At 56.0% G+C, this 26,362-nt stretch carries 25 protein-coding genes and 1 tRNA gene; 17 read left to right on the top strand and 9 right to left on the bottom strand.

Features of this window, described 5'->3' with window-relative positions:
• Window positions 1–30 precede the first annotated feature (30 nt).
• From LCD46_02650 to rraB, 4 genes are all read right to left on the bottom strand, one after another.
• A tRNA-Leu gene (locus tag LCD46_02650) sits at window positions 31–115 on the bottom strand.
• A 106-nt stretch (window positions 116–221) separates the two neighbouring features.
• Window positions 222–953: a topoisomerase II gene (locus tag LCD46_02645; protein ID UOY71257.1), complete on the bottom strand. Its 732-nt coding sequence runs from the start codon at window positions 951–953 to the stop codon at window positions 222–224.
• A gap of 30 nt (window positions 954–983) precedes the next feature.
• Window positions 984–1,742 (bottom strand): tRNA isopentenyl-2-thiomethyl-A-37 hydroxylase MiaE, encoded by a 759-nt coding sequence (miaE, locus tag LCD46_02640; protein UOY71256.1) that lies wholly within the window; start codon window positions 1,740–1,742, stop codon window positions 984–986.
• A 45-nt stretch (window positions 1,743–1,787) separates the two neighbouring features.
• Window positions 1,788–2,213, bottom strand: a complete 426-nt coding sequence (rraB, locus tag LCD46_02635; GenBank protein UOY71255.1) for a ribonuclease E inhibitor RraB — start codon at window positions 2,211–2,213, stop codon at window positions 1,788–1,790.
• Window positions 2,214–2,312: 99 nt separating this feature from the next.
• On the opposite strand from rraB, the gene LCD46_02630 reads away from it, so the two are divergent.
• From LCD46_02630 to LCD46_02620, 3 genes are all read left to right on the top strand, one after another.
• Window positions 2,313–2,408, top strand: coding sequence for a hypothetical protein (locus LCD46_02630; protein ID UOY72877.1), 96 nt, complete (start codon window positions 2,313–2,315; stop codon window positions 2,406–2,408).
• Entirely contained in the window at window positions 2,378–3,382 is a 1,005-nt protein-coding gene (gene argF / locus LCD46_02625) for an ornithine carbamoyltransferase (protein UOY71254.1), read from the top strand. The genes LCD46_02630 and argF (LCD46_02625) overlap by 31 nt, the downstream gene beginning before the upstream one ends.
• Window positions 3,383–3,788: 406 nt before the next feature.
• The gene (locus LCD46_02620) at window positions 3,789–4,241 is read left to right on the top strand and encodes a DUF3828 domain-containing protein (GenBank protein ID UOY71253.1); all 453 of its coding nucleotides are present in this window, start codon (window positions 3,789–3,791) and stop codon (window positions 4,239–4,241) included.
• Between the two features lie 95 nt (window positions 4,242–4,336).
• Here the strand turns inward: LCD46_02620 and LCD46_02615 are convergent, their stop codons facing one another.
• Entirely contained in the window at window positions 4,337–4,789 is a 453-nt protein-coding gene (locus LCD46_02615; GenBank protein UOY72876.1) for a YhcH/YjgK/YiaL family protein, read from the bottom strand.
• Between the two features lie 675 nt (window positions 4,790–5,464).
• On the opposite strand from LCD46_02615, the gene arcA reads away from it, so the two are divergent.
• The 9 genes from arcA to ridA all read left to right on the top strand — a co-directional run bounded on the left by arcA (window position 5,465) and on the right by ridA (window position 12,754).
• Window positions 5,465–6,685: an arginine deiminase gene (arcA, locus tag LCD46_02610; protein UOY71252.1), complete on the top strand. Its 1,221-nt coding sequence runs from the start codon at window positions 5,465–5,467 to the stop codon at window positions 6,683–6,685.
• A gap of 10 nt (window positions 6,686–6,695) precedes the next feature.
• Window positions 6,696–7,607 (top strand): carbamate kinase, encoded by a 912-nt coding sequence (arcC, locus tag LCD46_02605; protein UOY71251.1) that lies wholly within the window; start codon window positions 6,696–6,698, stop codon window positions 7,605–7,607.
• A gap of 25 nt (window positions 7,608–7,632) precedes the next feature.
• Window positions 7,633–8,637 carry an ornithine carbamoyltransferase gene (gene argF, locus LCD46_02600; GenBank protein UOY71250.1) on the top strand — a complete coding sequence of 335 codons (1,005 nt, stop codon included), beginning with the start codon at window positions 7,633–7,635 and terminating at the stop codon, window positions 8,635–8,637.
• A 46-nt stretch (window positions 8,638–8,683) separates the two neighbouring features.
• Window positions 8,684–10,087 (top strand): YfcC family protein, encoded by a 1,404-nt coding sequence (locus tag LCD46_02595; GenBank protein ID UOY71249.1) that lies wholly within the window; start codon window positions 8,684–8,686, stop codon window positions 10,085–10,087.
• Window positions 10,088–10,167: 80 nt separating this feature from the next.
• The gene (locus LCD46_02590; protein UOY72875.1) at window positions 10,168–10,647 is read left to right on the top strand and encodes an ArgR family transcriptional regulator; all 480 of its coding nucleotides are present in this window, start codon (window positions 10,168–10,170) and stop codon (window positions 10,645–10,647) included.
• Window positions 10,648–10,747: 100 nt separating this feature from the next.
• Window positions 10,748–10,852, top strand: coding sequence for a pyrBI operon leader peptide (locus LCD46_02585; GenBank protein UOY71248.1), 105 nt, complete (start codon window positions 10,748–10,750; stop codon window positions 10,850–10,852).
• 34 nt (window positions 10,853–10,886) lie between these two features.
• A complete protein-coding gene (gene pyrB / locus LCD46_02580) occupies window positions 10,887–11,819 on the top strand; it encodes an aspartate carbamoyltransferase (protein ID UOY71247.1) in 933 nt (310 codons plus the stop codon).
• A gap of 12 nt (window positions 11,820–11,831) precedes the next feature.
• Window positions 11,832–12,293, top strand: a complete 462-nt coding sequence (gene pyrI / locus LCD46_02575) for an aspartate carbamoyltransferase regulatory subunit (protein ID UOY71246.1) — start codon at window positions 11,832–11,834, stop codon at window positions 12,291–12,293.
• 74 nt (window positions 12,294–12,367) lie between these two features.
• Window positions 12,368–12,754: a 2-iminobutanoate/2-iminopropanoate deaminase gene (gene ridA, locus LCD46_02570; GenBank protein UOY71245.1), complete on the top strand. Its 387-nt coding sequence runs from the start codon at window positions 12,368–12,370 to the stop codon at window positions 12,752–12,754.
• Window positions 12,755–12,803: 49 nt separating this feature from the next.
• On the opposite strand, the gene LCD46_02565 is transcribed toward ridA, so the two are convergent.
• Window positions 12,804–15,188 carry a beta-N-acetylhexosaminidase gene (locus tag LCD46_02565; protein ID UOY71244.1) on the bottom strand — a complete coding sequence of 795 codons (2,385 nt, stop codon included), beginning with the start codon at window positions 15,186–15,188 and terminating at the stop codon, window positions 12,804–12,806.
• Between the two features lie 200 nt (window positions 15,189–15,388).
• Entirely contained in the window at window positions 15,389–18,097 is a 2,709-nt protein-coding gene (gene mgtA, locus LCD46_02560) for a magnesium-translocating P-type ATPase (protein ID UOY71243.1), read from the bottom strand.
• A gap of 388 nt (window positions 18,098–18,485) precedes the next feature.
• Here mgtA and treR point away from each other — a divergent pair, with 388 nt between their 5' ends.
• The 5 genes from treR (at window position 18,486) to nrdG (ending at window position 25,791) form a co-directional block, all read left to right on the top strand.
• Window positions 18,486–19,433, top strand: a complete 948-nt coding sequence (treR, locus tag LCD46_02555; GenBank protein UOY71242.1) for a trehalose operon repressor TreR — start codon at window positions 18,486–18,488, stop codon at window positions 19,431–19,433.
• 128 nt (window positions 19,434–19,561) lie between these two features.
• Window positions 19,562–20,980: a PTS trehalose transporter subunit IIBC gene (gene treB / locus LCD46_02550; GenBank protein ID UOY72874.1), complete on the top strand. Its 1,419-nt coding sequence runs from the start codon at window positions 19,562–19,564 to the stop codon at window positions 20,978–20,980.
• Window positions 20,981–21,031: 51 nt separating this feature from the next.
• Window positions 21,032–22,675, top strand: a complete 1,644-nt coding sequence (gene treC, locus LCD46_02545; protein UOY71241.1) for an alpha,alpha-phosphotrehalase — start codon at window positions 21,032–21,034, stop codon at window positions 22,673–22,675.
• Between the two features lie 372 nt (window positions 22,676–23,047).
• Window positions 23,048–25,186: an anaerobic ribonucleoside-triphosphate reductase gene (gene nrdD, locus LCD46_02540; GenBank protein UOY71240.1), complete on the top strand. Its 2,139-nt coding sequence runs from the start codon at window positions 23,048–23,050 to the stop codon at window positions 25,184–25,186.
• A gap of 140 nt (window positions 25,187–25,326) precedes the next feature.
• Window positions 25,327–25,791, top strand: a complete 465-nt coding sequence (nrdG, locus tag LCD46_02535) for an anaerobic ribonucleoside-triphosphate reductase-activating protein (protein UOY71239.1) — start codon at window positions 25,327–25,329, stop codon at window positions 25,789–25,791.
• 3 nt (window positions 25,792–25,794) lie between these two features.
• Here nrdG and LCD46_02530 read toward each other — a convergent pair whose 3' ends face one another.
• Window positions 25,795–26,079 (bottom strand): type II toxin-antitoxin system RelE/ParE family toxin, encoded by a 285-nt coding sequence (locus LCD46_02530; protein UOY71238.1) that lies wholly within the window; start codon window positions 26,077–26,079, stop codon window positions 25,795–25,797.
• Window positions 26,069–26,311: a type II toxin-antitoxin system RelB/DinJ family antitoxin gene (locus LCD46_02525; GenBank protein ID UOY71237.1), complete on the bottom strand. Its 243-nt coding sequence runs from the start codon at window positions 26,309–26,311 to the stop codon at window positions 26,069–26,071. The genes LCD46_02530 and LCD46_02525 overlap by 11 nt, the downstream gene beginning before the upstream one ends.
• Between the last annotated feature and the right edge of the window lie 51 nt (window positions 26,312–26,362).

Raw genomic sequence — 26,362 nt, 5'->3', positions numbered from 1 at the left:
GACGTCCGTTGACGTCTATTGATGTTCCGATGGTGCCGAAGGCCGGACTCGAACCGGCACGTATTTCTACGGTTGATTTTGAATCAACTGCGTCTACCGATTTCGCCACTTCGGCACTGAAGGGGATGCGGAAACGTTGTGGATTATACCTGTCGCGCGCCGCCATGCAAGCGGCGACGCGCTAAACCCGCGCTAAGTGCCCAAAAAACCAGCGCCCTTCATCAATCCAGCTCCGAAACCGCCAGCCGAATCACCCTTGCCGCCTTCTGCTCCGGCAGCGCCAGCACCTTGGCCCACATCTCCTGCACCATATCGCAGGAGAGCTTCTCTTTGCCCACCGCCTTATCCGGCATCTCCAGCAGTTGGATGTCCTCGCCGTACTTATCGGCAAGTTCCTTCATAATAGGCCGCACATCCTCGACTGCCGCCTCGCGTTCGGCCGGGGTCACGGTGTGGCTGTTTTTGCCGTAGGCTGCGCGCATCATGTCGGCGTCGGCCTGCATACGGCGGGACATCATCTGTTGATCGAGCACGCGCATCGGGTTGACGCCGCCTTTCACCGCCGGGTACAGGAAGCGGAAACAGGCGTCGTCGCTCACCTTTTGGATGGCGGCAGTCTGCTCCATGTTGACCTTCATATATTCCACCACGTTGGCGTCCGGAGCATGCTGCAGGCGTGACATCTGCAGGGTCAAAATCTGCGGCTGGATGACGTCGATAATGTGCTGTTCAGACTCGCCCGCTTTCTGCATGGTGAGGATCTGCTCGCGGATGCGTTTCTGGAACGCAGGCTCCTGCTCTTTAATCACCTGCCAGGCGGGCATCGTGTTGAGGGTGGTATCAAGCTGCTGTTCGGGGGTGCGCTGCATACGCTGTTTGTCGAAATACACCCAGAACGCCACGGCGGCGGCCGCGATGACGACAATGACAATACGGGTCCACGTTTTATTCATCTCGCATCCTTATCCTTTAGCTATGCCGGTTTACACCGGCACGCCGCTGTGGAAGCGAAACTCGTGGTCCGGTGTCGAGATAAGTGTGGCTTCAATTTCGCCAAAAAGCTTTATGCGGGGTGAGATATCGTCGTCGCTCACCTGCTGGGCCAGCGTCAGGTAGTCCTGATAATGGCGCGCTTCCGAGCGCAGCAGCGAGAGGTAGAACTTCTGCAAATCATCGTCGAGGAAGGGGGCCAGCGCGGCGAAGCGCTCGCAGGAGCGGGCTTCGATGTACGCGCCGCAGATGAGCTTGTCGATCAGCGTCAGCGGTTCGTGGGTGCGCACTTCCTTCAGCATCCCTTTGGCGTAGCGGCTGGCGGTGATTTTGACGTACGGAATGTCGCGCGCCAGCATCACCTCGCGCACCTGCCAGAAGTGGTGCAGCTCCTCTTTGATCAGCAGCACCATGCTGTCGATAAGCGCCTGGCCCCACGGGTCGTCGGTTTTGGGCATCACGCTTTTGCCAATCTGCTTGTGCAGGGCGATGAAATCCGGCTCCGGGCCGTCGCGGAAGGTGAACAGTTCGTAGGGTTTGAGCCAGTCGAGCAGCGCGTCGGCACCGCTTTCGTCGGCAACGTATTTACGCACCAGCAGCAGCGCGGTCTGGGCGGCCTTGAGCTCGCACACCATATGGTCGGTGAGCAGCAGCGGCAGGTTCGCCGGGTCGCGGGCTTTATCAATCCATGCTTGCGGGGTCGGGCACTGAAGGAAGTTGAGTACGGGGGCGAGTATCTGCGGGTAATCCATGTTTAAACCTTGAAAGCGGCAGCATGCACTGCCGCTTGAACGCTATTAGTGACGCACGCCGTCGTCGTCTTCGTCGATATAATCTTCGTCGTCGCCTTCTTCGCCGTCTTCACCGTTTGGATCTTCGAAGTAGGTTCCCCATCCGTCGTATTCCACGTCGAACTTCTCGGCCAGGTTCATCAGCTGTTCAACCTGCGCGTCGATCAGCTCCGCCTTCAGCGCGCCTTCGCTCAGGATATCGCAGCAGATGACGGTGTCGCCCTCTTCCACTTCCAGCTCTTCCGGCTCGGTCACTTCGTAACCCAATTTGAAGGCTTCCACCGCCATTTTTTCCAGCGCGTCGAAATCATCCGCAGAGAAATGGTGCTCGATGGTGTACAGCGCGTCCGGATCGCTACCGTCTTCCAGCAGCTCTTCAATAATCAGACGCGTCTCTTCGCGTTGCTCTTCCAGGTGTTCCGGGTTTGCCATGGCTCAATCCTCTTTAAAGTGCGGCAGATACTTCTATTTTCACACACGGACGTGTTTGCCTCCACCTTTGTTGGAAAGATTTGTGAAATGGGGTTGCAAATGAATAATTACACATATAAAGTGAATTTATATTCAATAAGTGGCGTTCGCCATGTGAGGATAAAATGTCTGATTTGTACAAGAAACACTTTCTGAAATTGCTCGACTTTACCCCTGCACAGTTCACTTCTCTGCTGACCCTTGCCGCACAGCTCAAAGCAGATAAAAAAAATGGCAAGGAAGTACAAAAGCTTACCGGTAAAAACATCGCGCTCATCTTCGAAAAAGACTCAACCCGTACACGATGCTCTTTCGAAGTTGCCGCATTTGACCAGGGCGCGCGCGTCACGTATTTAGGGCCGAGCGGCAGCCAGATTGGGCATAAAGAGTCAATTAAGGACACCGCGCGCGTGCTCGGGCGGATGTACGACGGCATTCAGTATCGCGGCCACGGCCAGGAAGTCGTCGAGACGCTGGCGCAGTATGCGGGCGTGCCGGTGTGGAACGGGCTGACCAACGAGTTCCACCCCACCCAGCTGCTGGCGGACCTGCTGACCATGCAGGAGCACCTGCCGGGCAAGGCGTTTAACGAGATGACGCTGGTTTATGCAGGCGACGCGCGCAACAACATGGGCAACTCGATGCTCGAAGCCGCAGCGCTGACCGGGCTGGATCTGCGTCTGGTGGCCCCGAAAGCCTGCTGGCCGGAAGCGAGCCTGGTGGCGGAGTGCAGCGCGCTGGCCGCGAAGAACGGCGGGAAAATCACCCTGACGGAAGACGTGGCGGCAGGCGTGAAGGGGGCGGACTTCATCTATACCGACGTCTGGGTGTCGATGGGCGAAGCCAAAGAGAAGTGGGCGGAGCGTATTGCGCTGCTGCGGAGCTATCAGGTGAACAGCCAGATGATGGCGCTGACCGGCAACCCGGACGTGAAGTTCCTGCACTGTCTGCCGGCATTCCATGACGACCAGACCACGCTCGGCAAGCAGATGGCGAAAGAGTTCGACCTGCACGGCGGGATGGAGGTGACGGACGAGGTGTTTGAGTCGGCGGCCAGCATCGTGTTCGACCAGGCGGAGAACCGGATGCATACGATTAAGGCGGTGATGGTGGCGACGCTTGGGGAGTGATCCGCTCTCTCACTTTGAAATGGTGATTATCTGCTGAATTAATTTTCAGCAGATAATCATTTCCGGTCTATTGGCATAAAAAATTTATTTTCCTGACACTTCCCACAGATACACATCAACCATAATATGTATTTATGATTTTATTAGCCATTATTTATTGGATAGATAATGGTTAATATTAACTCATTATCAATTACAAAACATTGTATATTAAAGGCGTAATATTTCCTTATTGAGGGTGATGTTGCAGTCATTGACGCATTACCTGGTGCGCATCAGAACGGGCATGTATGTATCTACGACGGATCGGGTACCTGGTATTCAGACTTTAAACAGAACAGCCTTTATCCCGGTCCGACATATCGGAAGATACAGCCAAAAATCACCCTTTACAGGCACTACTGATATGAAAAATATCTTACCGCTTCTCTTCATATTTTCTTTCTCTGCGATGGCTGGTCATTCTGATCCGATTGAGCGTGCGGTTAAATTTAACAGCTGGTACGTTAATCAAATCAACAAAGATGCATTTCCGATCACTGATGGAAACGAAATAGATAAATATGTCACAGCATCAACAATGAAAAAACTCCGTCACGCGCAGGATCCTCGCTATGCAGACGAAGAGTTTTACGAGGCAGATATATTTTTAAAAGCGCAATACGTCGGCGATGACTGGCCGCAGAATGTAACAGCCATAGCTGGGGATACCGATCCAGTCTGTGTCAACGTATACATTGCATTCGGTAAAAAGCAGGACCACGTAGTCATAGACTGCATGGTTAAAGAAAACAACTTGTGGAAGGTACAGTCGGTTTCAAATGCGGATTTTTCAAGAAATCTGGCTACCACGAAATGAGCCAAACGACGTACTGACAATGATACTGATTCGGTACGATCTTCTTGCCGGGTGGCGCTGCGCTTACCCGGCGTACAAAACCCAGGGAGGGGGTCTTACTCCACCAGCATCTTCACAACGACTTTTCGCACCTTAGCAGGCGCCCCCACCGCGCAAAGCGGCTTGTGCACTTCGCCCGGCCAGAACACCACAAAATCCCCTTCGCTCAGCACCACGGTTTTCTCCTGCTCACCTTCCGGCAGAAACGCGATGTCTTTATCCGCCAGCCAGTCTGTGTCCGGTGTACCGTGCGGCAGGGCGCTGAAGGTCATCCCTTCTTGCCCCTTCATAATGATCTGGATGTCCAGATAGCGTGCGTGGTACTCGGCGCGGCGCTCGGCGAACGGCTGGGTCATGTCTTCCGAGACCAGATAAAACAGGTTGTTGCCGTCGATATCGTGCTTGCCGAGCGGAGTGGCGTCGGTGACGTGGGCTTTAACGTGCTCAATGGCCTGGCGCAATTCGTCAGGGAGCCAGGATTGCAGATGGTGGATGTTGCCGATAATCATAAACAAACCCTCAATATAAAACATCGTTTCACTTTAATCTTTTATACGAGAATTCTGACTGCCATACCACCGCTTTCACGACAGGTTTTGCGCCAGCGCATGTTTATCGGGAAATGTGTTAATTTGCTGTTAAGCCCTCACAGGCATTTATGCAGTCGTTATGCATAACCTCAGATCTTCGTGGTCTCGCCCTATCGCTAACTCATTGATCGTATGGCGTTAACAACAAAACTCTCTCCGGGCTCACACTTTATCATTTTGATAATTTGCTATTAAATTCCATAATTATTTATTGATTTTCCTTAAGTTGAAAATAGTTAATTGCTAATACTGCATAGTCATTCCGTTAATGATTTTTATTCTTTTAAAATCAACATGATAACAAAATATTTCAAATGATTAAATTCCACAAAATAATAACAACTCCAAATAACCCCAGCGTATCCTGCTTAGCTATTCACCCGGCAATTATATCCAATTAATCATTATCTGATGCGAATCATGCAAATGAAAACAAACCGCTTAATATCCGGTTTCACGTGAGCAATATCACAATACGGATTATTTAACCGCCTAGTATGAACCTCGAAATCAATTGAGCTTAGCCGCCATGGAAATAATCACATCACATGGCGCATGCCCTTTTTATTCTGAAAAACAGTTAAAGGAATAATTATGGAAAAGCATTATGTCGGTTCTGAAATTGGTCAATTGCGTAGCGTTATGCTGCACCGTCCAAATTTAAGTCTGAAACGTTTAACGCCGTCGAACTGTCAGGAATTACTCTTCGATGATGTGCTCTCGGTTGAACGGGCGGGTGAAGAGCACGATATTTTCGCAAACACACTGCGCGAGCAGGGTGTGGAAGTCCTGCTGTTGACCGACCTTCTTACTCAAACGCTTGATATTGCAGAAGCAAAAGCCTGGCTTCTCGAAACCCAAATCTCTGACTACCGCCTCGGGCCAACCTTTGCAGGTGATGTGCGCGGCTGGCTGGCGGATATGCCGCACCGTGAACTGGCGCGCCGGTTAAGCGGCGGATTAACCTACGGTGAAATTCCGGCAGCCATTAAAAATATGGTGGTGGATACCCACACGGCGAATGATTTTATTATGAAGCCGCTGCCTAACCATTTATTTACCCGCGATACTTCCTGCTGGATTTATAACGGCGTGTCCATTAACCCAATGGCCAAACCGGCTCGCCAGCGTGAAACCAATAACCTGCGGGCCATATATCGCTGGCATCCTGCGTTTGCCGACGGTGATTTTATTAAATATTTCGGCGACGAGAATATTAATTACGATCACGCGACATTAGAAGGTGGCGATGTATTAGTGATTGGACGCGGCGCGGTATTAATCGGCATGTCAGAGCGCACAACGCCACAGGGTGTGGAATTCCTTGCTAATAGCCTGTTCAAACACCGCCAGGCCGAGCGCGTGATCGCCGTTGAATTGCCAAAACACCGCTCCTGCATGCACCTCGACACCGTGATGACCCACATCGACGTGGACACCTTCTCCGTCTACCCGGAAGTGGTGCGCAAAGATGCCCAGTGCTGGACGCTCACCCCGGACGGACGCGGCGGTCTGCTGCGTACTCAGGAAACCGACCTGCTCCACGCCATCGAAAAAGCCCTCGGCATTAACCAGGTGCGCCTGATCACCACTGGCGGCGACGCCTTTGAGGCCGAGCGCGAGCAGTGGAACGACGCCAATAACGTTCTGACCATCCGCCCGGGCGTGGTGATTGGCTACGAGCGCAACGTCTGGACCAACGAGAAATACGACAAAGCCGGCATAACCGTGCTGCCGATCCCAGGTGACGAACTCGGACGCGGTCGCGGCGGCGCGCGCTGCATGAGCTGCCCACTGGAACGTGACGGAATTTAAAGGAGTCATCATGGAACGAAAACCCACTCTGGTTGTGGCGCTTGGCGGTAACGCGTTACTGAAACGCGGCGAACCGCTGGAAGCGGAGATCCAGCGCCAGAACATCGAGCAGGCCGCCCGCACCATCGCCGGGCTGACGGAGCAGTGGCGCGTGGTGCTGGTGCACGGCAACGGCCCGCAGGTCGGGCTACTGGCGCTGCAGAACAGCGCCTATGACAAAGTCACGCCCTACCCGCTGGACGTTCTCGGCGCCGAAAGTCAGGGGATGATCGGCTACATGCTCCAGCAGGCGCTGAAAAACAATCTTCCTCAGCGCGAAGTGAGCGTGCTGCTCACCCAGGTAGAGGTGGATGCCGCCGACCCGGCGTTCCGCAACCCGACCAAATATATCGGCCCGGTTTACAGCGAAGCTCAGGCGAAAACGCTGGCCGCGGAAAAAGGCTGGGTGTTTAAGGCCGACGGCAGCTACTTCCGCCGCGTCGTTCCCTCCCCGCAACCCAAACGCATCGTCGAGAGCGACGCGATTACGGCGCTTATCCAGCGCGATCACCTGGTGATCTGCAACGGCGGCGGCGGGGTTCCGGTGGTGGAAAACGCCAACGGTTATCGCGGCATTGAGGCGGTGATCGACAAAGACCTCTCTGCCGCGCTGCTGGCGCGCCAGATCGAAGCCGATGCCCTGCTGATCCTGACCGATGCCGACGCGGTGTATCTCGACTGGGGCAAACCGACCCAGCGTCCGCTGGCACAGGTAACACCGGAACTGCTCAGAGGCATGCAGTTCGACGCCGGATCGATGGGACCAAAAGTGGCCGCCTGCCGCGAGTTTGTTGAAACCTGCAACGGGATTGCCGGGATCGGCGCGCTGGCTGACGGCGCGGAGATCCTCGCGGGCGAGAAAGGCACGTTGATTCGCAACTAATTCAAATTTCAAAAAGGATTTACCCATGACCATCAACCTGAAAAACCGCAACTTCCTGAAACTGCTGGACTATACCCCGGCAGAAATCCAGTTCCTGATCGACCTTGCCATCGAACTCAAGGCCGCCAAAAAAGCCGGACGTGAAAAGCAAACCCTGGTCGGGAAAAACATCGCCCTGATCTTTGAAAAAACCTCCACCCGCACCCGCTGCGCCTTTGAAGTCGGCGCGTTTGACCAGGGCGCACAGGTCACTTATCTCGGCCCAAGCGGATCGCAGATCGGCCATAAAGAGTCGATGAAAGACACCGCCCGCGTGCTGGGCCGCATGTACGACGGCATTGAGTATCGCGGCTACGGCCAGGCGATTGTCGAGGAGCTGGGCGAGTACGCTGGCGTACCGGTGTGGAACGGTCTGACTGATGAGTTTCACCCGACCCAGATCCTCGCTGACCTGATGACCATGCTGGAGCATGCGCCAGGGAAAACCCTGCCGGAGCTGAGCTTTGCCTATCTGGGCGACGCGCGGAACAACATGGGCAACTCCCTGATGGTCGGCGCGGCCAAGATGGGGATGGATATCCGCCTCGTGGCACCGAAATCCTTCTGGCCGGAAGCAGGGCTGGTGGAACAGTGCCGCGCCATCGCCAAAGAGACAGGCGCGCGCATCACCCTCACGGATGATGTGGAAGAAGGCGTTCAGGGGACCGATTTCCTCTACACCGACGTGTGGGTCTCCATGGGCGAGCCGAAAGAGGCATGGGCCGAGCGCGTCAGCCTGATGAAGCCTTACCAGATTAACGCTCAGGTGATGAAAGCCACTGGCAACCCGAACGTCAAGTTCATGCACTGCCTGCCGGCGTTCCACAACGAGCACACCAAAGTGGGCCGTGAAATTGAGATGGCTTACGGCCTGAAAGGGCTTGAGGTGACGGAAGAGGTCTTTGAATCACCGAACTCTATCGTCTTTGACGAAGCAGAAAACCGCATGCACACCATTAAAGCGGTCATGGTGGCGACACTCGGCGACTAATCACCGCCCGGCGCGCCACGGGGTGCGCCGGGTTCAGGAGAACATCATGGGCAAGTTCAAGTTTCCCTCCGCTTACACCATTCTCTTTTTTCTGATTGCCGTTGTGGCGGCGCTGAGCTGGGTTGTTCCGGCCGGTCAGTACCAGATGGCGATGAATGAAACCCTTGGCAAAGAAGTCCCGATTGCCGGAACGTACGCGCACGTGGCGGCGCACCCGCAGGGGCTGGTTTCCGTCCTGATGGCCCCCATTGCCGGGCTGTACGATCCCGTTTCCGGTCAGGCTGGGGCAATCGACGTGGCGCTGTTTATCCTGATCATCGGGGGATTTCTCGGGATCGTCACCAAAACCGGGGCGATTGACGCCGGGATCGAACGGGTAACGACCCGCCTGCGCGGACGCGAAGAGTGGATGATCCCGATCCTGATGGCGTTGTTTGCCGCAGGCGGCACGATCTACGGCATGGCCGAAGAGTCACTGCCTTTCTATACCTTGCTGGTGCCCGTCATGCTGGCCGCCCGTTTTGATCCGGTGGTTGCCGCCTCTACCGTGCTGCTCGGGGCGGGGATCGGCACGCTCGGTTCCACCATTAACCCGTTTGCCACGGTGATCGCCGCCAACGCCGCCGGGATCCCCTTCACCCACGGTATTGCCCTGCGCGTGGCGCTGCTGGTGATCGGCTGGATCATCTGCGTGGCATGGGTGATGCGCTACGCCCGTAAAGTTCGTCAGGATCCGTCTCTCTCTATCGTCGCAGACAAACAGGAAGAGAACCGCGCCCATTTCCTCAGCAACAAGGGTGAACAGTCGCTGGAATTTACCCCGGTGCGCAAAATCATTCTGGTGATCTTCGCCCTCGCCTTCGCGGTGATGATCTACGGCGTGGCGGTGCTGGGGTGGTGGATGGCAGAAATCTCGGCGGTGTTTCTCGCCAGCGCCATCATCGTGGGGCTTATCGCCCGTATGAGTGAAGAGGAGCTTACCTCAACCTTTATCAACGGTGCGCGAGATTTGCTGGGTGTCGCGCTGATTATCGGCATTGCGCGCGGTATCGTAGTCATCATGGATAAGGGCATGATTACCCACACCATTTTGCACAGCGCGGAAGGTCTGGTCAGCGGGTTGTCCACGGTGGCGTTTATCAACGTGATGTACTGGCTGGAAGTTGTTCTGTCGTTTCTTGTGCCTTCTTCATCCGGCCTGGCCGTACTGACGATGCCGATCATGGCACCGCTAGCCGATTTCGCTAACGTCAACCGCGACCTGGTAGTTACGGCTTACCAGTCGGCCTCCGGCATCGTTAACCTGGTCACGCCAACCTCAGCGGTGGTGATGGGCGGGCTGGCTATCGCCCGTGTGCCTTACGTGCGCTACCTGAAATGGGTTGCGCCGCTGCTGGCGATCCTGACGGTGGTGATTATGGTGGCGCTAAGCCTGGGTGCCTTGTTGTGATTTGCCGGATGGCGCTGCGCTTATCCGGCCTACGGATCGGTGCAGTGCCACCGGTTATTTCAGGAACTGATATGGGAAACATGATGGATTACGAAGCGTACTCTCCCAAAGAACAACTGCAGCTAACGGTGTGCCAGCGTCTGATCGCCGAAAAGAGCTATCTCTCACAGGAAGAAATTCGCCGCGATTTGCAGGAGAGAGGGTTTGACAGCATCAGCCAGTCGACCGTTTCGCGTCTGCTGAAATTGCTCGGCGTCATAAAAATTCGAAATGCCAAAGGGCTAAAAATTTATTCGTTGAATCCCCAACTGCGCCCTGCCCCCGATGCCGCGCGTACCGTTTCTGAAATGGTGGTGAGCGTGGAGCACAATAGCGAGTTTATCCTCATTCATACTGTCGCCGGATATGGCCGCGCGGTGGCGCGTATTCTGGATTACCACCAGTTACCGGAAATTTTAGGCGTGGTGGCTGGCAGCAGTATCGTCTGGGTCGCCCCCCGGGTGGTGAAGCGTACCGCGCTGGTGCATAAGCAAATTAATTATTTACTCAGAACGAATTAATATTCACAAAGAACCGTTTGCATTGAGTAAAGCGTGCATTAAATCGCTTGATCCGAAAATCGGGGTGCGTATAATGCCCGACAATTTGCCGGGAGGAAGCATGGTCAAGCGTGTACGACATAACGTCTTACCGCGTCTGAAATCAGACGCTGGCCTGCCGTTTTTCTTCCCGTTGCTAAACCTATTCCCAGAGCCCCTCATTTGAGGGGCTTTTTTTTGCCCGGCGTCAGGAGATAAACATGAATCCGCTTTATCAAAAACACATCATTTCCATAAACGACCTCAGCCGCGAAGAGCTGGAACTGGTTCTGGAAACCGCGGCAAAACTGAAAGCTAATCCGCAACCGGAGCTGCTGAAGCACAAAGTGATTGCGAGCTGCTTCTTCGAAGCCTCTACCCGTACGCGCCTCTCCTTTGAAACGTCCATGCACCGCCTGGGCGCGAGCGTGGTCGGCTTCTCTGACAGCAGCAACACGTCGCTGGGTAAAAAAGGCGAAACGCTGGCGGATACCATTTCAGTTATCAGTACTTACGTAGACGCGATTGTCATGCGCCATCCGCAAGAAGGGGCGGCGCGTCTGGCGACCGAGTTTTCCGGTGGCATTCCGGTGCTAAACGCCGGTGACGGTGCCAACCAGCACCCGACGCAGACCCTGCTGGATCTGTTCACCATTCAGGAAACCCAGGGCACGCTTGAAAACCTGAACATCGCGATGGTCGGCGACCTGAAATATGGCCGTACCGTCCACTCGCTGACCCAGGCGCTGGCGAAGTTTAACGGCAACCGTTTCTTCTTCATCGCCCCGGACGCGCTGGCGATGCCGCAGTACATTCTCGACATGCTGGACGAGAAAGGCATTCAGTGGAGCCTGCATGCGAGCATCGAAGAGGTAATGAGCCACGTCGATATTCTGTATATGACCCGCGTGCAGAAAGAGCGTCTGGATCCGTCCGAATACGCCAACGTGAAGGCGCAGTTCGTGCTGCGCGCCAGCGACCTTGAGGGCGCACGCGACAACATGAAGGTGCTGCACCCGCTGCCGCGTATTGATGAAATCACCACCGACGTGGATAAAACGCCGCACGCCTGGTATTTCCAGCAGGCCGGAAACGGCATTTTCGCTCGCCAGGCGTTACTGGCACTGGTTCTGAATCGCGAATTGGCTCTGTAAGGGGAAACGACAATGACACACGATAACAAACTCCAGGTTGAAGCCATCAAGCGTGGCACCGTGATTGACCACATCCCTGCACAGGTGGGCTTTAAGCTGCTGACGCTGTTCAAACTGACCGAAACCGACCAGCGCATCACCATCGGCCTGAACCTGCCGTCGGGCGAAATGGGTCGTAAGGATCTGATCAAGATCGAGAACACCTTCCTGACCGATGAGCAGGTGAACCAGCTGTCCCTGTACGCGCCGGACGCCACCGTCAACCGCATCGACGAATATGAAGTGGTCGGCAAATCCCGTCCGAGCCTGCCGGAGCGCATCGAAAGCGTGCTGGTCTGTCCGAACAGCAACTGCATCAGTCATGCTGAGCCGGTTTCTTCCAGTTTTGCAGTGAAAAAACGCGCTGATGACATCGCACTCAAATGCAAATACTGCGAAAAAGAGTTTTCTCATTATGTGGTGCTGGCCAACTAATTGAGGTTGGTAAAGGATCCCGGCCTCCCTATAATGGCCGGGAACATTTAATCAGCTGTTATTCTGGAGAAATCATGACCAAAGTACTCGCGACGGAAAATGCACCAGCGGCTATCGGCCCATACGTTCAGGGCGTTGATCTGGGTAGCATGATTATTACCTCTGGCCAGATCCCGGTGAACCCGAAAACCGGCGCTGTGCCGGAAGACGTGGCGGCACAGGCGCGTCAGTCGCTGGAGAACGTGCAGGCAATTGTGGAATCTGCCGGTCTGAAAGTTGGCGATATCGTGAAAACCACCGTTTTCGTGAAAGATCTTAACGATTTCGCGACCGTTAACGCCACTTACGAAGCATTCTTCACCGAGCACAACGCGACATTCCCGGCGCGCTCCTGCGTGGAAGTTGCACGTCTGCCAAAAGACGTGAAAATCGAAATTGAAGCGATTGCCGTTCGCCGCTAATTCGCTTTTGCGATAAAAAAGGCAGCCTGGCTGCCTTTTTTGTTGCCCGCTATTGATTCCGCGTCGCGCGCAGCAGCGTCTCCAGCGGATAAACCGCCGCAATCACCACTTCATCCTGAGCTTTCGCCGCGTTATCCAGCTCGCGTTGAATCGACGCAATCTCTTTATCATCCAGCGTCCCCTGACGGGCCACCAGATCCGTCAGCCTCAGACCAATGGAGGCAAGCTTGTCCACCTCCTGGATAACCGGTTTTATCGCCTTCAGCTGGTAGCTATTTTCGCTTAACGCCAGCGCATCGCTGGTGTTGCTCTGCCAGCGGTTGAAGACGTGACGCAGCGCGTCAGCACTTTCCGTGTCTTCGGCATCGCTGACCAGACGGTCAGCCCATTTGTTCATCTGGCGCACGGTGGCACTTTCGGCGTTCAGCGCATCGGCGAACCGGTTAAGCGGCTCAAACTGATGATAGTTTCCGGCCTGGAACTTCAGATGCTGACGCGTGTAATACTGTGCCGGCTCTACCGCCTGGGCGAGGATTTGCAGCGGCAAGGTGTCGGCATTGTTCGCCAGCCGCGTGAACTGCACCTGCTGCTGGGTATGCTGCTGCAACCCGACCGATACCGTCGACCAGCTGTCCATTGCCTGCAGACGGGTATACATGTTGTCGACATCGTTGACGTCCTGCGCGGACCACAGCCGCTCCGCCACTGCAAAAGTACGCGGCCACAGGCGGATATCCAGCACCGGCGCCACCACGTTTTCCGCCCACAGCGCGGCTTCACCGCCGAGCAGGTTGGCCTGATTCGCTACGTCCGGCACGACAGGTGGAATGCCTTTCGGCACGTCGTCCAGACGCGTGCCGCTAATCGGGTAGCGCGTATTCCCCACGAGGAAATAGCCGCTCAGCTTATCGTTTTCAACGGAGACAACCGGCCGCGTTTCGCCCATCCAGGTATCGACGGTGAACGTCACCTGGCTATCATCACGCCATTCAATATCCTGCACCGCGCGGCGGGATTTCCCGGCGAAATCAATAAACCCGCGCCAGCCAGATTCCCCTTTCACCAGGGTGAAACTCCCTTCTACCGGTTTACCTTTCAGACGCGGCATGGAGAAGGCCCAGCTCTGGACGCTGTCGGTGTCGGCAATCACATCCACACCGTTTAATCCCTGTGGGACGATTTCATTGCGATAGTGATAGGCCGTGGACTGAGGCTGGTCGAGATAGAAGCCTGTCGAGAGAATACCTTTGTAGCCGCTTTGTGCCACCTGCCCCAGCGCGTCCTGCCCCTGCCAGGACTGGATCAGAATGCTTTTTGGCAGATCCGGGTGGTAGATCTCGTCCCAGCCGACCATCTGGCGGTGATGTTTTTCAAGGATCGTCTCCAGCTTGCGGTTGAAATACGCCTGCAATGCGTGGCTGTCCGCCAGTTTGTGGTCGCGCATAAACTGTTGAATGGTCGGGTTCGCTTTCCACTGGCTGTCATCCACCTCATCACCACCGATATGCAGATACGGATCGGGGAAGATCGCTGCCAGTTCGCTGACCATCGCATCAGCAAAGGCATAGGTTGCGTCTTTAGTGGGATCCAGCACCGGTTTAAGCACGCCCCAGTTACGCTCCATTTTGTATGGCCCCGGCGCACTCATCAGTTCCGGGTAAGCCACGGCAATGGCCGACGCGTGGCCCGGCATGTCGATCTCTGGCACCACGCGAATACCGCGCTCGGTCGCATAGCGAACGACCTCACGCATCTGCTCAGGCGTGTAAAACAGCCCGTCGCTGGCAAGCTGAGTGAGCTTTGGATAGCGCGTCGAGCTGAAGCGCCAGTCCTGATCGTCGGTCAGGTGCCAGTGCAATACGTTAAGTTTTGCGGCAGCCATACCGTCGATCTGGCGCTTGATATCCGCCAGCGGAATAAAGTGACGCGCCGAATCAAGCAGCAGCCCGCGCCACGGGAAGCGTGGCGAATCTTCAATGGCAACCCACGGCAGCGAGGTGTTTTCCGCGCCGTTCTGCATCAGCTGGAGCAGGGTTTCCATGGCGCGCAATGCGCCGAAACGGGTACTGGCGGAGATATCGACGCCGCTGGCATCCACCGTGAGCTTATAGCTTTCATCGCTATCCGGCAGCGGCTGGGGCTTGACCTTTCTGGAGATGGCAATGCGGATGGTCGGTTTTTCCGGCTTTTCAGCCTGCGGCTGGAGCGTCCAGCCCGTTTGCAGAGCGATGCGCTGGCGAAGGCGGTTGACGGCGTCACCGAGATCGTCCCCGCTGACGCTAATGGAAACGTTGTTGCTGAGCACCAGCGTGCCCTGGGTTGTCGGGCGTTCGACCTTTGCAGGCCAGGGCATCAGGGGGAGATCGCCTGCCGGGGCGGCAAACGCAGAGAAGCCGAGCATCAGCCCGGCGGTTAAGAGACTGTACCGTAACATGAATGTTCCTTATCTGACGGGCCAAATAAAGGCAAAACATTCTGTTAACATGCGCTCAATTTGTCGTCAAGCGAATGCGCCGACGGAGATCACAGGTTGTTGAATTTGAGAGGAAAGCCAGCTGCCGGGTGGCGGCTTCGCCTTACCCGGCCTACGTTCGGATCGTAGGCCCGGTAAGCGCAGCGCCACCGGGCTTGCCGTTACTGCCATCCATACCGACGGCTGTAGAATCCTTTCACCATCTGCGTCAGTACCATGTAACCCGCAAGGATCGCCACCAGCCATGGGAAGTAGCTCAGCGGCAGCGCCTGCAGCTGCAGGTAGCTCGCCAGCGGCGAGAACGGCAGCGCGATCCCAAGCGCCATCACAATCCCCGTCATCACAATCAGCGGCCACGCGGCACGGCTCTGGATGAACGGAATGCGGCGGGTGCGGATCATATGCACAATCAGCGTCTGCGACAGCAGGCCCACCACAAACCAGCCAGACTGGAACAGCGTCTGGTGTTCCGGCGTGTTGGCATGGAACACAAACCACATCAGGCAGAAGGTCAGGATGTCAAAGATGGAGCTGATCGGGCCAAAGAACAGCATAAAGCGCCCCAGATCGGCCGGGTTCCAGCGCTGTGGCTTCTGGATCTGCTCGTCGTCCACGTTATCAAACGGGATCGCCACCTGAGACACATCGTACATCAGGTTTTGGATCAGCAGATGCAGCGGCAACATTGGCAGGAACGGCAAAAATGCACTCGCCACCAGCACGCTGAAGACGTTTCCGAAGTTGGAGCTGGCGGTCATTTTGATGTACTTGAGCATATTCGCAAAAGTACGACGCCCTTCGATAACCCCTTCCTCCAGCACCATCAGGCTCTTTTCCAGCAGAATGATGTCGGCCGCTTCACGGGCAATATCCACCGCACCATCCACGGAGATGCCAATATCCGCTGCTCGCAGGGCGGGTGCATCGTTGATGCCATCGCCCATAAAGCCTACCACGTGACCTTCACGACGCAGCAGGGTGACAATACGTTCTTTGTGCATCGGCGTCAGGCGGGCAAACAGCGTGGTGTGCTGCGCCAGTTTTGCCAGTTCGTCGTCGGAGAGATGCTCAATATCGCTCCCCACCACCACATCACCCGCGTCCAGCCCCACTTCGTGGCACACTTTCGCCGCCACCAGTTCGCTGTCCCCGGTGAGGATTTTCACGGTAATCCCGCTCGCCTTCAGCGCTTTCAGCGCCGGTGCGGTGGTCTCTTTCGGCGGATCGAGGAAGGCGATGTAGCCCTCGAGGATCAGATCGGATTCGTCAATACGCTGATAATCCCCCTCGCGGGCTGGCAGGAACTTGCTCGCCACCGCCACCACGCGCAGCCCCTGGCGGTTCAGGTTGTCGGTGACGCGCTTGATGCGGCGCAGCATGGTGTCGTCCAGCGGCACGATATCACCGTTATAGCGCACCTGCGTTGACACATTCAGGATCTCCTGCAGCGCACCTTTGCAGATCAGCTGATGGACATCCGCCTGCTCGCTCACCACCACCGACATACGGCGGCGCTCGAAGTCGAACGGGATCTCATCCACCTTCTGCCAGCGGCCGGAGAGCGTGCGGGCAGACTCTTCATCCACCCCTTCCAGCACCGCGACGTCGAGCAGGTTTTTCAGCCCGGTCTGATAGTGGCTGTTCAGCCACGCGCTGTGCAGGACACGCTCGCTGGTTTTGCCGGAGATATCGGTGTGGTTCTCCAGCACGATTTTGTCCTGCGTCAGGGTGCCGGTTTTATCGGTGCAGAGAATGTCCATCGCGCCAAAGTTTTGAATGGCGTCGAGGTGTTTAACGATCACTTTCTGTTTAGAGAGCTTCACCGCCCCACGCGCCAGCGTAGAGGTCACAATCATCGGCAGCATTTCCGGCGTTAAGCCGACGGCCACGGAGAGCGCAAACAGCGCCGCTTCCCACCAGTCGCCTTTGGTATAGCCGTTGATCAGCAGTACGATCGGCGTCATCACCATCATAAAGCGGATCAGCAGCATGCTGACGCGACCAATCCCTTTCTGGAAGGCATTGGGTTCACTCTCCTGCTCGCTGACGCGCCCGGCAAGCTGACCAAACCAGGTGTTGCCCCCGGTAGCGGTGACAATCGCCTGCGCGGTGCCGCTCACCACCGTGGTGCCCATAAAGCATAGGGTATCGCACTCGAGCGGGTTCATCTGCTGTGGGTCGCGGCTGCGCGCCACCTTTTCTACCGGCAGGGATTCCCCGGTCAGGGAGGCCTGCGCGACGAACAGATCGCGTGCCTGGATGATGCGTAAATCCGCCGGGATCATATCCCCTGCGGCAAGCTTCACCAGATCGCCCGGCACCAGCTGGTCGATGGGCAGTTCCACCCAGGCGTTTTCGCCGAGATCGTTAATCACGCGCGAGACTGTCGCGGTGTTGCTGACCATCGCCTTCAGGGCATCCGCCGCTTTGGTGGAACGGGCTTCCTGAATAAAATTCAGCAGCGTGGAGATCCCCACCATCAGGGCAATCACGCCTGCGGCAAACAGATCTTCCGTGGCATAAGAGATGATGCCGAGCACGGTCAGCAGGAGGTTGAAAGGGTTGCGGTAGCAGAGCCACAGATGCACCCACCACGGAGACGGTTTTTGCGCCGGGATCTGGTTATCGCCATGCACGGCGCGGATTTTTTCCACTTCGGCCGCATTCAGCCCTTCCGGGTGTCCGCCGAAGGCGCGCCAGACTTCGTTTTCATCCATTGCTGCCACATTCAGGCAGCGCTCGGTCAGAGAAGCGGGGATCGCCGCGCCGGCCATGTTTTTGGCATTGGGCAGCGGGTCGCGCTGAACCAGGCGATGTGGCAGGTGGCGGCTTAACAGGGCCTGTAGTTGCCGGGTAATATTTTTCAACATAGTCATTCCTCCACATCCGCAAACGCGGACGCAGCATTTCCTTCAGGCGTGGCAAGGCCGTACCTGGCAGGCACTTAATTTTTTAAGCAGGAACGTTTATGACGTTGCTGCCTCACGCCGGTGAGACAGCAAAAGGCTGGCTTACCGGAAAGAACGTCTTCTCCCGTTCAGGAGAGGTGTGGGATCGGGATCCATGAAGCCTCCGGTAAGTAAAAAACAGGGTGTCGCCGCGCAGTATAAGGATTTAAGCGTACCCTTTGTGATGATTCGGGCGGTATTATACCCCCCTGCAAATAAACCGAACGTAAACCAGACTTTGCCCATAGCGAAATTGTGCTCAGTCATTAGGCTCAATTAACCACTTTGTTGTTGTTACAGGGAATACAGCATGCAGAACCGCCTTACGATTAAAGACATCGCGCGTTTAAGCGGCGTGGGGAAATCCACCGTGTCGCGCGTGCTGAACAACGAAAGTGGCGTCAGCGAGCGTACTCGCGAGCGCGTTGAGGCGGTGATGAATCAGCACGGTTTTTCCCCTTCCCGCTCTGCGCGTGCCATGCGGGGACAGAGTGACAAGGTGGTGGCCATCATTGTTTCGCGTCTGGATTCGCTGTCGGAAAATCTCGCCGTTCAGACCATGCTGCCCGCCTTCTATGAACAAGGCTATGATCCGATCATGATGGAGAGCCAGTTCTCTCCCCAACTGGTTGAAGAGCATCTGGGGATGCTTCAGCGACGCAACATTGACGGCGTGGTGCTGTTTGGTTTTACCGGCATTCAGGAAGAGATACTGAAACCCTGGCAGCCTTCGCTGGTGCTGCTGGCGCGCGATGCCAACGGTTTTGCCTCCGTTTGTTATGACGACGAAGGCGCGATTATCACCCTGATGCAGCGACTATTCGATAAAGGTCATCGCCACATTAGTTTCCTCGGCGTGCCGCACGCGGACGTCACTACTGGCAAGCGTCGCCACGAAGCCTACCTGGCATTTTGCAAAAAGCACAACCTCTCTGCCGTGGCCTCCCTGCCGGGGCTGGGGATGAAGCAGGGCTACGAGCAGGTCGCCAGCGTCCTGACACCGCAGACCACCGCGCTGGTGTGTGCCACGGATACCCTGGCGCTGGGTGCGAGCAAATATTTGCAGGAACAACGCATCGACGATCTGCAGGTCGCGAGCGTCGGCAGCACGCCGCTGATGAAGTTTTTGCACCCGGAAATTATTACAGTCGACCCGGGCTACGCCGAGTCCGGCAGACAGGCCGCCACACAGCTGATCGAGCAGATCAACGGGCGAACTGAGCCGCGCCAGATCGTTATTCCTGCCCACCTCTCTTAACCCCCGCTCAACGGTTTATTGTGATCTTCGCCCGATTTCGGGAACGTTCCCATTTTCGCCGTTACGATGAAGGAGTAGGCTTGCGCTCAGGTCATTACACCCCTAACCATCTGTCATGAGGTTTCATGATGAGTAAAGTCAAACAAGCAGATATCGATCGGCTGATCGTCCTGGTCGGCGGGCGCGAAAACATCGCAACCGTCAGCCATTGCATTACCCGCCTGCGTTTCGTGCTGAACGATCCGGCCAAAGCCAACCCGAAAGCCATTGAAGAACTCTCAATGGTTAAAGGCTGCTTCACCAACGCCGGTCAGTTCCAGGTCGTTATAGGTACCGAAGTGGGCGATTACTATCAGGCGCTGCTGGCGACTACCGGGCACTCTTCTGCCGATAAAGAGCAGGCAAAGAAAGCCGCGCGCCAGAACATGAAGTGGCACGAGCAGCTGATTTCCCACTTCGCGGAAATCTTCTTCCCACTGCTGCCAGCGCTGATCAGCGGCGGCTTAATTTTAGGCTTCCGTAACGTCATCGGTGATGTGCCGATGAGCGACGGCAAAACCCTGGCGCAGATGTACCCGGCGCTGAAAACCGTTTACGACTTCCTGTGGCTGATTGGCGAAGCGATCTTCTTCTACCTGCCGGTCGGGATCTGCTGGTCCGCCGTGCGCAAAATGGGCGGCACGCCAATTCTGGGTATCGTACTGGGCGTCACGCTGGTCTCTCCACAGTTAATGAACGCTTACTTACTTGGTCAGCAGGTGCCGGAGGTGTGGAACTTTGGTCTGTTTACCATCGCTAAAGTGGGCTATCAGGCGCAGGTTATTCCGGCGTTGCTGGCAGGTCTGGCGCTGGGCTTCATTGAGACTCGCTTAAAACGCATCGTCCCGGATTACCTTTATCTGGTGGTGGTTCCGGTTTGCTCACTGATTATTGCCGTATTCCTGGCGCATGCCTTTATCGGTCCGTTTGGCCGCATGATCGGCGACGGCGTGGCCTTCGCGGTTCGTCACCTGATGACCGGCAGCTTCGCGCCGATTGGTGCCGCGCTGTTTGGCTTCCTGTACGCCCCGCTGGTGATCACCGGCGTGCACCAGACCACCCTGGCCATTGATATGCAGATGATTCAGAGCCTTGGCGGTACGCCGGTCTGGCCGATTATCGCCCTGTCTAACATCGCACAGGCGTCTGCGGTAACCGGCATTATTCTGGTCAGCCGTAAACATAACGAGCGTGAAATCTCCGTTCCGGCTGCCATCTCCGCCTACCTCGGCGTGACCGAGCCGGCGATGTACGGTATCAACCTGAAATACCGTTTCCCGATGCTCTGCGCGATGATCGGTTCCGGTCTGGCAGGGCTGGTGTGCGGTCTGAACGGCGTAATGGCGAACGGTATCGGTGTTGGCGGTCTGCCGGGCATTCTCTCCATCCAGCCCGCTTTCTGGCAGGTGTTTGCCCTGGCGATGGCCATCGCGATTATCGTCCCAATGGCGCTCACCACCGTGGTTTACCAGCGTAAGTTCCGTCAGGGCTCGCTGCAGATTGTTTAACTTTATCTTTCGGGGCGCAGTTGCGCCCCTTCGCATTTGCAGGAACGCATTATGAATACCCTTCCTCACTGGTGGCAGAACGGCGTCATCTATCAGATCTATCCAAAGAGTTTCCAGGACACCACTGGCAGCGGCACCGGTGATTTACGCGGCGTGACGCAGCGTCTGGACTACCTGAAAACCCTCGGTATCGACGCCATCTGGCTGACGCCGTTTTATATCTCCCCGCAGGTGGATAACGGCTACGACGTGGCGAATTACACCGCCATCGATCCCGCCTACGGCACTCTGGATGATTTTGATGAACTGGTCGCCAGGGCGCATGAGCGCGGCATTCGCATCGTGCTGGATATGGTGTTTAACCATACATCAACGCAGCATGCCTGGTTCCGCGAATCACTGAATAAAGAGAGTCCGTACCGCCAGTTTTATATCTGGCGCGACGGCACGCCGGAGCAGCTTCCCAACAACTGGCGCTCCAAGTTTGGCGGCAACGCCTGGCGCTGGCACGCCGAGAGCGAACAGTACTACCTGCACCTCTTTGCTCCGGAGCAGGCGGATCTCAACTGGGAAAACCCTGAAGTGCGCGCCGAGCTGAAAAAGGTGTGCGAATTCTGGGCCGATCGCGGCGTGGACGGCTTACGTCTCGACGTGATTAACCTGATCTCAAAAGATCAGGATTTCCCGAATGACGAGACGGGTGATGGCCGCCGTTTCTACACAGACGGGCCGCGCATTCACGAATATCTGCGGGAGATGAGCCGCGACGTCTTTACGCCGCGCAACCTGATGACGGTGGGCGAGATGTCCTCGACCTCGCTGGAAAACTGCCAGCAGTACGCCTCTCTTGATGGCAGTGAATTGTCGATGACCTTTAACTTCCACCACCTGAAGGTGGATTATCCCGGCGGCGAAAAGTGGACGAAGGCGAAACCGGACTTCGTGGCGCTAAAAACCCTCTTCCGCCACTGGCAGCAGGGCATGCACAACAAAGCCTGGAACGCGCTGTTCTGGTGTAACCACGACCAGCCGCGCATCGTGTCGCGCTTTGGTGACGAAGGGGAATACCGCGTTCAGGCCGCGAAGATGCTCGGCATGGTGCTGCACGGCATGCAAGGTACGCCCTATATCTATCAGGGTGAAGAACTTGGCATGACCAACCCGCACTTCAGCCGCATCACCGATTACCGTGACGTGGAAAGCCTGAACATGTTCGCCGAACTGCGGGCCAGCGAGCGCGATCCGGACGAATTACTGGCGATTCTGGCGAGTAAATCCCGCGATAACGGCCGCACGCCAATGCAGTGGGACGCTTCGCACAATGCGGGCTTCACCGAAGGTGAGCCGTGGATTGGCGTTTGCGACAACTACGAGACGGTAAACGCCCGCGCCGCGCTGGACGACCCGGATTCGGTGTTTTACACCTATCAGTCGTTGATTAGCCTGCGTAAAACCCTGCCGGTACTGACGTGGGGGGATTATGAGGATCTCCTGCCAGAACATCCTTCTCTGTGGTGCTACCGTCGTCAGTGGCAGGGAAAGACGCTGATTGTGGTGGCGAACCTCAGCGGCGAGAGCCAGACATGGCAGAATGACGCCCTCAGTGGCGAATGGCAGCCAGTAATGAGCAACTATGCCGCGCCACAAACCACCAGCCTACGTCCGTTTGAAGCCGTCTGGTGGCTGCAACCGTAATGCGACGCCGGGCACAATACCGTGCCCGGCTTATTTTACTGTTTTTGTTGAATAATTAATCAGATTTTTCCTGCCCGTATTTACAATCGCTGAAGCGCCCGTCGTTTGTACTCTCGTCTTTTTACTTTGTTCTGAATCAAATAAAACGCAAACATGTTTGATGCAAATCACTATATGTAGCACTTAAAATGCACGCCGACCCAACATCTTGTATTTATCGTCTACTATTCCAACCACAAGACGGCGACTCAGCTCTCCGGAATTGTGGATAACAAATGTCGGGAACGAGGGAAGTCACTCACCTGGCTGACAATACAGCCTCTGAATACTTCTCCACCTCTGTGGATAACCTGTTTTTAAAATGGAGTGATCATGACACCGCATGTGATGAAACGTGATGGCTGTAAAGTGCCGTTTAAATCAGAGCGCATCCAGGAAGCCATTCTGCGTGCAGCTAAAGCAGCGGGAGTCGATGACGCAGATTACTGCGCCACCGTCGCAGAAGTCGTTAGCAGCCAGATGAATGAACGCAACCAGGTGGATATCAACGAGATCCAGACCGCGGTTGAGAACCAGCTGATGGCGGGTCCTTACAAGCAGTTAGCCCGTGCCTACATTGAATACCGTCACGATCGTGACGTTGAGCGTGAGAAGCGCGGCCGTCTAAACCAGGAGATCCGTGGCCTGGTAGAGCAGACCAACTCCGCCCTACTGAATGAAAACGCCAACAAAGACAGTAAAGTGATCCCGACCCAGCGCGACCTGCTGGCCGGTATCGTCGCTAAACACTATGCCCGCCAGCACCTGCTGCCGCGCGATGTGGTGTCGGCGCACGAGCGCGGTGAGATCCACTATCACGATCTCGACTACTCGCCATTCTTCCCGATGTTCAACTGCATGCTGATCGACCTGAAAGGCATGCTGACCCACGGTTTTAAAATGGGTAACGCCGAGATTGAACCGCCAAAATCAATCTCCACGGCCACGGCGGTCACGGCGCAGATTATCGCCCAGGTCGCCAGCCACATTTACGGCGGCACCACCATTAACCGCATTGATGAAGTGCTGGCTCCGTTCGTGACGGCAAGCTTCAACAAGCATCGTAAAACGGCCGAAGAGTGGCAGATCCCGGACGCGGACGGCTACGCCCATTCCCGCACCGAGAAAGAGTGCTACGACGCCTTCCAGTCGCTGGAATATGAGGTGAACACGCTGCACACCGCCAACGGCCAGACGCCGTTTGTCACGTTCGGTTTTGGCCTGGGCACCAGCTGGGAATCGCGCCTGATTCAGCAGTCGATCCTGCGCAACCGTATTTCCGGCCTCGGCAAAAACCGCAAAACCGCCGTTTTCCCGAAACTGGTGTTCGCCATCCGCGACGGTCTCAACCATAAGTTTGGCGATCCGAACTACGACATCAAACAGCTGGCGCTGGAGTGCGCGAGCAAACGTATGTATCCGGACATCCTGAACTACGATCAGGTCGTTAAAGTCACCGGTTCGTTTAAAACGCCAATGGGCTGCCGCAGCTTCCTCGGCGTCTACGAAGATGAAAACGGCGAGCAGATCCACGACGGGCGCAACAATCTCGGCGTCATCAGCCTGAACCTGCCGCGCATCGCGCTGGAAGCCAAAGGCAATGAGGCTGAGTTCTGGAAATTGCTGGACGAGCGCCTGCAGCTGGCGCGCAAAGCGTTGATGACCCGCATTGCGCGTCTGGAAGGGGTCAAAGCCCGCGTGGCGCCAATCCTCTACATGGAAGGGGCCTGTGGCGTGCGTCTGAAAGCGGACGATGACGTGTCTGAGATCTTCAAAAATGGTCGTGCGTCGATTTCGCTGGGCTATATCGGCATTCACGAGACCATCAACGCATTGGCTGGCGGCACGCATATGTATGACAGCGAAGCCCTGCGTGAGAAAGGCATCGCCATCGTTCAGCGCCTGCGCGACGCCGTTGATCAGTGGAAAGAGGAAACCGGCTACGGCTTCAGCCTGTACAGTACGCCGAGCGAAAACCTCTGCGACCGTTTCTGCCGTCTGGACACCGCCGAGTTCGGGATTGTGGAAGGGGTTACCGACAAAGGTTACTACACCAACAGCTTCCACCTCGACGTGGAGAAGAAGGTGAACCCGTACGACAAGATCGACTTTGAAGCGGCGTACCCGCCGATCGCCAGCGGCGGCTTTATCTGCTATGGCGAGTACCCAAACATTCAGCATAACCTGAAAGCGCTGGAAGACGTGTGGGATTACAGCTATCGGCACGTGCCGTATTACGGGACCAACACGCCAATCGACGAGTGTTACGAGTGCGGATTTACCGGTGAGTTTGAGTGCACCAGCAAAGGCTTCACCTGCCCGAAATGCGGCAACCACGATGCGGCTCGCGTCTCTGTGACCCGCCGCGTGTGCGGCTATCTCGGCAGCCCGGATGCGCGTCCGTTCAACGCCGGCAAGCAGGAAGAGGTGAAGCGCCGCGTGAAGCATTTGGGGAATGGGCAGATCGGGTAAGTTCTTCGCCGGGTTTTCCCCCTCACCCTACCCCTCTCCCTCAAGGGAGAGGGAACCGATCGAGCACATTGCAAGCCTGACGCCGGTTTTCTCCCTCTCCCTGTGGGAGAGGGCCGGGGTGAGGGCATCAGGTTAACGCTATGAATTATCATCAATATTATCCCGTCGACATCGTCAACGGTCCCGGCACCCGCTGCACCCTGTTCGTCTCAGGCTGCGTCCACGAATGCCCCGGCTGCTACAACAAAAGCACCTGGCGCCTCAATTCCGGTATGCTGTTCACCACCGAGATGGAAGACCGGATCATTAACGATCTCAACGACACGCGCATCAACCGCCAGGGGATTTCACTCTCCGGTGGTGACCCGCTCCACCCGCAAAACGTGCCGGAAATCCTGAAGCTGGTTAAACGCATTCGCCGCGAATGTACGGGAAAAGATATCTGGGTCTGGACAGGCTACAAGCTGGATGAGCTGAACGCGCAGCAAATGGAAGTGGTGGATCTGATTAACGTGCTGGTCGACGGCAAATTCGTGCAGGATTTAAAAGACCCGGCGCTGATCTGGCGCGGCAGCAGCAATCAGGTTGTGCATCATCTGCGGTGATCGTTAGAGCCGTTTGTTTGCATCATGATAAACGGCTGCTTTCTCTCTCTTACCGATAGCGATAACAAATACCGTTACAACGTTTTCCTGAACCTGATAGACCAAACGATAACCCTGGGATCTGAGTTTTATTTTGTAGCAATCCGGTAGACCATGCAGGCGGGCCGATTCGACCCTTGGGTTCACCAATACGTCCGCTAGTTTCTTCTTAAACTGGTCTTTTACAGTCTCCCCCAGCTTGCTCCATTCCTTTAACGCCCTCGGATCAAATGCCAGTTCATAAGTCATCCAGACTAACCTTAATTCCCTTTTGCGGATTAGCCAGCCGCTCCCGGACTGCCTGTATCAGTTCTTCTTCATTGTCGCTAATGGTGACCGTTTTCACCGGCATACGTCCCGTCTCCGCGACGTACTGAAACAGTAATCGCACGGCTTCCGTTGGGGTGATATTGAGTTTTTCCAGCACGGCATAAGCCTCGTTTTTGAGTTTGTCATCCAGACGGACGTTCAGCGTGGCCATTATGCCTCCAGTAAAATCGAATGCGTAATGCAGTTTAGCATTACATTCGCA

Origin of the sequence: Enterobacter ludwigii (genome assembly GCA_023023105.1) — a bacterium.
GTDB lineage: Bacteria > Pseudomonadota > Gammaproteobacteria > Enterobacterales > Enterobacteriaceae > Enterobacter > Enterobacter adelaidei.
This window is presented reverse-complemented; position numbering and strand designations above follow the sequence as displayed.